Origin of the sequence: Dyella sp. ASV21 (assembly GCF_016428975.1) — a bacterium.
Taxonomy (GTDB): Bacteria; Pseudomonadota; Gammaproteobacteria; order Xanthomonadales; family Rhodanobacteraceae; genus Dyella.
Genome location: NZ_JAELTT010000422.1, coordinates 1 through 255 on the forward strand (window position 1 = coordinate 1; position 255 = coordinate 255).

General features: G+C 55.7%; 1 protein-coding gene. It reads left to right on the top strand.

Going from position 1 to position 255, the window contains the following annotated elements; all coding sequences use genetic code 11:
- Nucleotides 1-26: 26 nt before the first annotated feature.
- On the top strand, nucleotides 27-255 hold a 229-nt coding region (locus JHD67_RS22975; RefSeq protein WP_233172192.1), incomplete at its 3' end, for a hypothetical protein.

Genomic DNA, 255 nt, shown 5'->3' on the forward strand with positions numbered 1-255 from the left:
ACGGTCGCGCTAAGGCGCGCGCCATCGTGAAGCTGCTTTGCCGTGAGGATATTCAAAGCGACAGCACATATCAGCGATCCTTGATCTCTGATGCACCCTCCGGCTTTTCCCTTCATTGCACTCGCAATGGGCAGACCCTAGACAAGAGCGGCTCGTTCTGGCTGATGCCGCGCCCCCTATTCAACGAACTCGGTGACTTATTCGTACCTTTGGAGCGTTGGGTGCATACCCATGGTCGCAAGTTGGTAAAGCTGG